The organism is Rhizobacter sp. P2_H2 (assembly GCF_056403375.1).
On the sequence record NZ_JBFUFP010000218.1, the window covers coordinates 1 to 6,672 of the forward strand.

The following is a 6,672-nucleotide window of genomic DNA, read 5'->3' on the forward strand; positions in this document are numbered from 1 at the left end:
GCGCCGACCGCGCACGCGGTCGCCGGCGCCGCAAACCGGTAGCCGGCGCGCGGCAAGGTCTGGACCAGCCCCTGCCGCGCGTCGAGGTCGCCCAGCGCCTTCCGCAACGACATCACGACCCGGGCGACGACGCCGTCGGTCACGTCGGGCCGCGGCCAGCAGCGGGCCATCAGCTCGCTGCGGGCGACGCCTCGGTGGCGATGGCGCACCAGGTACAGCAGCACGTCGAACGCGCGCGCGGACAGGCGCAGGCGCCGGCCGGACCGCGTCACGGTGCGTCGCGCGCCGTCGAGTTCGAACTCGCCGAAACGCCAGGCCACGGTGTCGTCGCCGCGGTCCGGGCTGCTGCTCGCTGCCATGGCCGCTCAGGCCGGCTGCAGCGCCGGCCGGTGGCGAGGCGTCGCCAGCTCGAGCAGGCTCGGCAGGCCATCGGCCTCGCCGGCCGCGGCCTGCCAACGCGCCTGCACCGCGAGGGCGGGGGCGTACCCGCTCGCGACGGCCGCCTGCATGAAGGGCTCGATCGACGCGAGCAGTTCGCGCGCCTCGTCGCGCTCGCCGAGCTGCAGGTGCAGCCACACCGCGTCGAACAAGGCGTCGCAGCGCGCCATCGACGGCAACTGTTCGCGCAGGCTGTCGTGCAGCAGCGCGAGCGCGGGCTGCAGTTCCCCTTCGGCCGCGGCGACGAGCGCGCGCAGGTGCAGGCTCGAACCGCGGATCGCGCGCTGCAGGCGGCCCGCCGCGCGCGCGCGCAACGCGTTCGACAGCTCGAGCGCCGGCGCGAGCAGGCCCAGCTGCACCAGCACGCGCACCTGCAGCACCGCCACGTGGTAGCCGAGGCTCGGGCTGCGGATCGGGCCACGCTGCGCGCGATCGAGCACCTCCGCGGATTGCTGCAGGCGCCCGCTGCGCGCGAGGATCCACGCCTCGGCCAGGTCGATCGCCGCAGGCAGCGCGGCGCCGCGACGCATGCGCTCCAGCATCGCGTCGCAGGGGGCCGGGTCGGCCAGCGGCCCGCTCGCGAACCGCACCGCGCAGACGCCGGTCAGCCCGCAGGCCCAGGGATCACCGGAGCGCACCGCATGATCGAACGCGCGCCGGTACCAGCCGGCCGCATCCGCCATGCGGCCCAGGTCGCGCAGGCAATGGCCGACATGCGTCAGGCTGTAGGCGGCGCCCGCGCTCAGGCCGTGCTGCTCGCTGAAGCGCGCGGCCTCCTCGAAGGACTGCAGCGCATACGGTGCCTCGGCCCGGTACAGCGCGATGCGCCCGCGCACGTCGGACAGGTGGGCCATCGCCGACGGATGCTGGAGCCGCGTCGCGAGCGCCGCCGCCCGGTCGAGCAGCCAGGTGGCGACGGCCGGCTTGTCCAGGCAGGTGAGCGTCTCGGCACTGGCCAGCAGCAGCTGCAGCTCGGCGGCAGCATCGCCCGTCGACTCGGCCTGGCGCAAGCCATCGCCGAGCAGGCGCTCGGCCTCGGCGAGTTCACCGCGTGCATGCCGGCAGGCCGCCAGCAGGTGCAGTGCGCGCAGTTCACGCGCGGCGTGCCGATCCTGTCGCGCATCGCACAGCGCGGCCTCCAGCAGCCCGAGCGCGCGTGGGTCGCGCTGCCCGACCAGGCAGTGCGCATGATCGAGCTGCAGCTGCGGGTCGTGGGGCCGCTGGTCCATCGCCACGCGCAACAACGCCTCGGCGCGACCCCACCGTTGCTCGTCCAGCGCCTTCAACGCACGCGCATGGGCTTGCGCCGCAAAGCGGTCGTCGCACGACCGGCCTGTGCAAACGCGGGCCGCGATGCGCTGCGCCAGCTGCTGCGACAACCGGACCGGATCGGTGCCCACCATGCTGCCGCACAACGTGCCCAGCGTCGGGCCGTGCGCCGCGAAGCCCAGCGTCAGCACACCTCCCGCCGCCCGCGACATGGCGGCGCGCACCACCTCGACAGGACCGAGCGCTGGTGCGAGTTGGCCGGCCAGCGCCTCCAGCGCCGGCTCGGCATCGAACGCCGTGGCAACCGCCAGCAGGTGCGCGACCGGCACCACCGCGGCCGGGCCGAGCAGGCGCGTCAGCTCGTCGACCGTGGTCGACATCAGCCCCAGGTCGATCCACGCGTTCGCCAGCTCACCGGTGTCGTTGGCGAACGGCAGCACGGCGATGCGGGCCACACCGGCAGCGCCGGCCGCCGCCGATGCGGCCTCGGCCCCGCGGTCGACGGCCCGCGCCGGCCCCTCCTCGACCTCGGCCACGAAGCGGTACCCGATGCTGTGGATGGTCTTCACGGCCGGCGGCCTGCCCGCCACCTCCACCGCCTGGCGCACCTTCATCACCGTGCGTGCGATCACGCCGTCGGTGACGATCATGCGATGCCACACCACGGCCAGCAGCTCCTGCTTCGTGACGACCCGGTGGCGATGGCGCAGCAGCAATACCAGTGCGTCGAAGACCTTGGGCTCGATGCGCACGGCCTGGCCCGCGCGCGTCACCTGGCGGGTTGCCGCGTCGACCTCGATGTCTTCGAAACGGAACTGCTGGATGTCCAAGAGCGCTGCACTCGCTGGCGGTGATCCGCCGTTGTAGCGAGAGATCGTCGAGAAACTGTGCAGCCCGCCCGCGGCATTGGCCGGCCGCGGGACATTCTCACGGGGCCGGCCGGCCCAGGCGTTCGATCAGGGCCATCGCGCCGGCGGGCGCCCGCTCCTTGGCGCCGTTGATGAAAAAGATGAACACGTCGCGYGGCGCGGCATCGCGCGGGGCTTCCACACGCGGCAGGCCGTCGGGTTCGCCGCCGGACGCCCAGTGCTTCGCGCAACCGGCGATCGCCTCCAGCGCCTTCGGCTCGTAGCCGGTCGGCACGGCCGCCTGCGCCGACATCAGCCGGGCGTAGACGAAATCGCCGGTCACGTCGGCGAACGACGGGTAGTCGTCGGAATGGGTGAACACCGTCGCGACGCGGTGGCGGCGCGCGAGTTCCAGGTACGGCGCGCAGCGGAAGCTGTCGTGCCGCACGTCCATCACATGGCGCAGCGGCCGGCCGTCGACCTCGGCGGGCAGCAACTCGAGAAAGGCCTCGAAATCGGCCGCATCGAAGCGCTTGGTCGGTGCGAACTGCCAGACGATCGGGCCGAGCTTGGACCGCAGCTCGGACAGCCCGCTGCCGATGAAGCGCCCGATCGACTCGCCCGCCTCGGCCAGCACGCGCCGGTTGGTGCAGAAGCGCGAGGCCTTCAGCGCGAACATGAAGCCGTCCGGCGTCTCGTCGTGCCACTTGGCGAACGTGGCCGGCTTCATCGTGCTGTAGTAGGTGCCGTTCACCTCGATCGCGGTGAGCCGGCGGCTCGCGTACTCCAACTCACGCGCATGGGGCCAGCCGGCGGGGAAGAAGTTGTCGCGCCAGGGCTCGTAGGTCCAGCCGCCGATGCCGACGCGGATCAGGCTGCGGGCTGTCGATTCAGGCGCTGTCGATTCAGAGATACCCACGCGCTTGCTCCCGGAAGTGAAGCGCGATCATCCCCGCAACCGTGCCCTGACAGCAAGTGACAACCGGGCCCTACACGCGGTGCAGCTGGCCGCCCTCCCACTTCACGCGGTCGCCGACGCGCAGGTCGTCGACGCGCTGGAAGTCGTAGCTCTGCACGCTGCCGTTGTCGAAGCGCACGCTGACGCGGTAGATCTCGTCGTCGCGGCGGTTGCGCCGCTCGATCTGGTTGCCCACCACGCCGCCGGCCACCGCACCGACCCCGGTCGCCGCGACGCGGCCCGTGCCGGAGCCGATCTGGTTGCCGACCACGGCGCCCAGCACGGCCCCGAGCACCGCACCGCCGCCCGAGGTGCGGCTGGCCACCGGCACCACCTCGATGTCGCGCACGCGGCCGTACTGGGCATAGGCCGGCGCCGGCGCAGCGGCCACCGGTGCCTCGGCGACCGTCCGGCGCTCGTCGCGCGGCGCGGAACCGCAGGCGCACAAGGCCGCGGCGACGGTGATGGAAGCGAGGGAAGCGATGGATCGAGCGATCATGGTCTGCTCCTGTTGTGGACCGACGGTGCCATCGTCCGCGCCGGCAGGTCGCGTACGAATCGGCGGCGACCGCGCGGCCGCGTCGGTGCCCGGCGCATGCCGCTGTAGTCGTTGCCCGACAGTGGCGCCCGCGCGTCAGCGGCCGCGGAAGGCGCGGCGGTACTGGGTGGGCGTCACCGACAGCCGGGCCGCGAACAGCTGGCGCAGCGACAGCGCCGAGCCGAAGCCGGCCTCGGCGGCCACCGCCTCGATCGATTTCGTGCCGGTCTCGAGCAGGCGCTGCGCGCGCGCCAGGCGCTGGTTCTGCAGCCACTGCAGCACCGTGGTGCCGGTGGCCGCGCGGAAATGCCGCGTGAAGCTGCGCCGGCTCATCGCCGCGCGCGCCGCCAGCCCGTCGAGGCCATGCGGCTGGTCGAGCCGCGCGAGCGCCCAGGCCATCACGGCCGCGAGCCGCTGGTCCGCCCCGCTGCGCGGCAGCGGCTGCTCGATGTACTGTGCCTGGCCACCCTGCCGGTGCGACGCGACCACCATGCGCCGCGCAACCCGCGCGGCCACCTCGGCACCGGCGAGCTCGCGCAGCAGGTGCAGGCAGCAGTCGATCGCGGCGGCCGTGCCGGCGGAGGTCAGCACGTCGCCGTCGTCGACATAGAGCACCTCGGCATGCAGCTCGACCTGCGGAAAGCGCCGTGCGAATTCCGCCGCCAGGTGCCAGTGCGTGGTGGCCCGGCGTCCGTCGAGCAGGCCGGCCTCGGCCAGCACGAAGGCGCCGATGCACAACCCGACGATGCGCGCACCGCGGGCATGCGCGCGGCGCAGCGCCTGCAGCAGGGCCTCGGGCGGGCGCTCGGCGGCATCGCGCCACGACGGGACGATGATCGTGTGCGCCCGTGCCAGCGCCGCGAGGCGCTGCGTGGCGCCGATCGTGAAACCGGCGGTCGTGCGCAGCGGGCCGGTCTCGCCGGCGCAGACCTGCAGCCGGAACGGCGGCACCCCGTCGCCGGCCATGTCGGGACCGAACACCATGCACGGCACCGACAGGTGGAACGGGCTGATGCCGTCGAATGCGACGACGGCGACACGGTGCGGTTCGGGCGATCTCATGGCCCGATCCTATCGAAGTCGGGTATTCGGGCCACTGTCGCCGGGCCGCGATCGGGCGAACAATCGATCCCGTCGACGGCACGCAGCCGTCCCCCTTCCAGGAGAAATGCCATGTCCACCCTGCCCACCCCGCGCCGTGCGCTGATCGTCATCGACGTGCAGAACGAGTACGTCAGCGGCAAGCTGCCGATCGAGCACCCGCCGGTGGCGGGCAGCCTGCTGCAGATCGGCCGCGCGATGGATGCGGCGCGCGCGGCCGGCATCCCGGTGCTGGTGGTGCAGCACAGCGAGGCCGCGACCGCGCCGCTGTTCGCGACCGGTTCGCACGGCTGGGCGCTGCACGAGGTGGTGGCGAGCCGCGCGCGCGACCACCTCATCGAGAAGCAGTGGCCGAGCGTCTTCACCGGCACCGGCTTCGCCGACTGGCTCGCCGCGGCCGGCATCGACACGCTGAGCATCGTCGGCTACATGACGCAGAACTGCAATGCGTCGACGGTGATCGAGGCGACGCACCGCGGCTTCGCGGTGGAGCTGCTGTCGGACGCGAGCGGCGCGCTGTCGTACGAGAACGCCGCCGGCCGGGCGAGCGCCGAGGAGATCCACCGCGTGTTCAGCGTCGTGTTCCACAGCCGCTTCGCCGCGGTCACCGGCACCGACGACTGGATCGCCGCGGTGCAGGCCGGGCGCACGATGGCGCGCGACAACATCCCGGCGTCGAACGCACGCGCGCGGGCCGCCGTGCCGGCCTGATCAGTGATCAGTCGACGGGCCGGCGCCACACCGCCAGCAGCGCCTTGAATTTGGTCCACACCGACAGCCGCTCGTCGCTCAGCGCATCGAGGAAGTCTGACAGGCCCTTCGACTTGGCCATCGTGTAGAAGGTCAGCACCGTCGTCGCGACGAACACGATGCCGAACAGCCACAGCTTGCGCCCGGGCGGCGCGTCGGCCTCGGACAGCAGGTTCATGCCGAGGAAGCCGGTCGTCACGGTTCCGACCAGCCCGAGGATGGTGACCACCGTCAGCCGCACCACCGTGTTGGCCTGGCGGCGCAGGCTGTCGGCGTCGAGGTAGCTGTTCATGTCGGCGATGCGCTCCTTCACCTCGGCGTACAGCGCATCGAGCCCCAGGTGCGTCGAGCACATGTGGAACAACGCGCGCACCTGTGCCTGGTCGGACACCGAATGGAACCAGTAGCGGTGCGTGAAGCGCAGGAAGGATTCGAAGCTCGCGCGGATCGCCCGCTTGAAGCGCCGCACGCTGGCGGGGTGGCCGATGTCGAGTTGCCGCAAGGCCTCGACCAGCGTGTCCGAGAAACTCAGCAGCGCCGCCTTCTGGAAGTGCGCGATCAGGAACAGCAGGAAATGCTGGTGGCGAAACTGCGCCAGCACGCCGCGGTCGCGGCAGTTGTAGAAGGTGGAGCGGGCGTCGCCGACGACGATCAGCGAATGCCCGCTGCACAGGTAGCGCGTGCGCGGCGCCATGCCGGCGTCGATCCAGAAGCGGTCGTAGCAGAAGCGCTGCTCGAAGTCGGCGGCGCGGCCCTGCACCGTCGATTCG

6 protein-coding genes and 1 pseudogene are annotated in these 6,672 nt (G+C 72.5%); 1 reads left to right on the forward strand and 6 read right to left on the reverse strand.

The features are described 5' to 3' along the window. The 5 genes from AC1D15_RS13655 to AC1D15_RS13675 all read right to left on the reverse strand — a co-directional run. Nucleotides 1-359: winged helix-turn-helix domain-containing protein (locus AC1D15_RS13655; RefSeq protein WP_477826403.1), on the reverse strand; the 359-nt coding region annotated here is incomplete at its 3' end. Between the two features lie 6 nt (nucleotides 360-365). Continuing rightward, entirely contained in the window at nucleotides 366-2,537 is a 2,172-nt protein-coding gene (locus tag AC1D15_RS13660) for a winged helix-turn-helix domain-containing protein (RefSeq protein ID WP_477826404.1), read from the reverse strand. Between the two features lie 97 nt (nucleotides 2,538-2,634). Then, nucleotides 2,635-3,474 (reverse strand): DUF72 domain-containing protein, encoded by an 840-nt coding sequence (locus tag AC1D15_RS13665; RefSeq protein WP_477826405.1) that lies wholly within the window; start codon nucleotides 3,472-3,474, stop codon nucleotides 2,635-2,637. Between the two features lie 70 nt (nucleotides 3,475-3,544). Beyond that, nucleotides 3,545-4,012, reverse strand: a complete 468-nt coding sequence (locus AC1D15_RS13670; RefSeq protein ID WP_477826406.1) for a glycine zipper 2TM domain-containing protein — start codon at nucleotides 4,010-4,012, stop codon at nucleotides 3,545-3,547. Between the two features lie 135 nt (nucleotides 4,013-4,147). Next, on the reverse strand, nucleotides 4,148-5,113 hold the full coding sequence (locus tag AC1D15_RS13675) for a GlxA family transcriptional regulator (protein WP_477826407.1): 966 nt from the start codon (nucleotides 5,111-5,113) through the stop codon (nucleotides 4,148-4,150). A gap of 111 nt (nucleotides 5,114-5,224) precedes the next feature. Between AC1D15_RS13675 and AC1D15_RS13680 the strand changes: the two genes are divergently transcribed. Then, complete coding sequence (locus AC1D15_RS13680) at nucleotides 5,225-5,863, forward strand: cysteine hydrolase family protein (RefSeq protein WP_477826408.1); 639 nt, start codon at nucleotides 5,225-5,227, stop codon at nucleotides 5,861-5,863. A 7-nt stretch (nucleotides 5,864-5,870) separates the two neighbouring features. Here the strand turns inward: AC1D15_RS13680 and AC1D15_RS13685 are convergent. After that, nucleotides 5,871-6,672: pseudogene (locus AC1D15_RS13685) on the reverse strand (hypothetical protein); the annotation flags it as partial.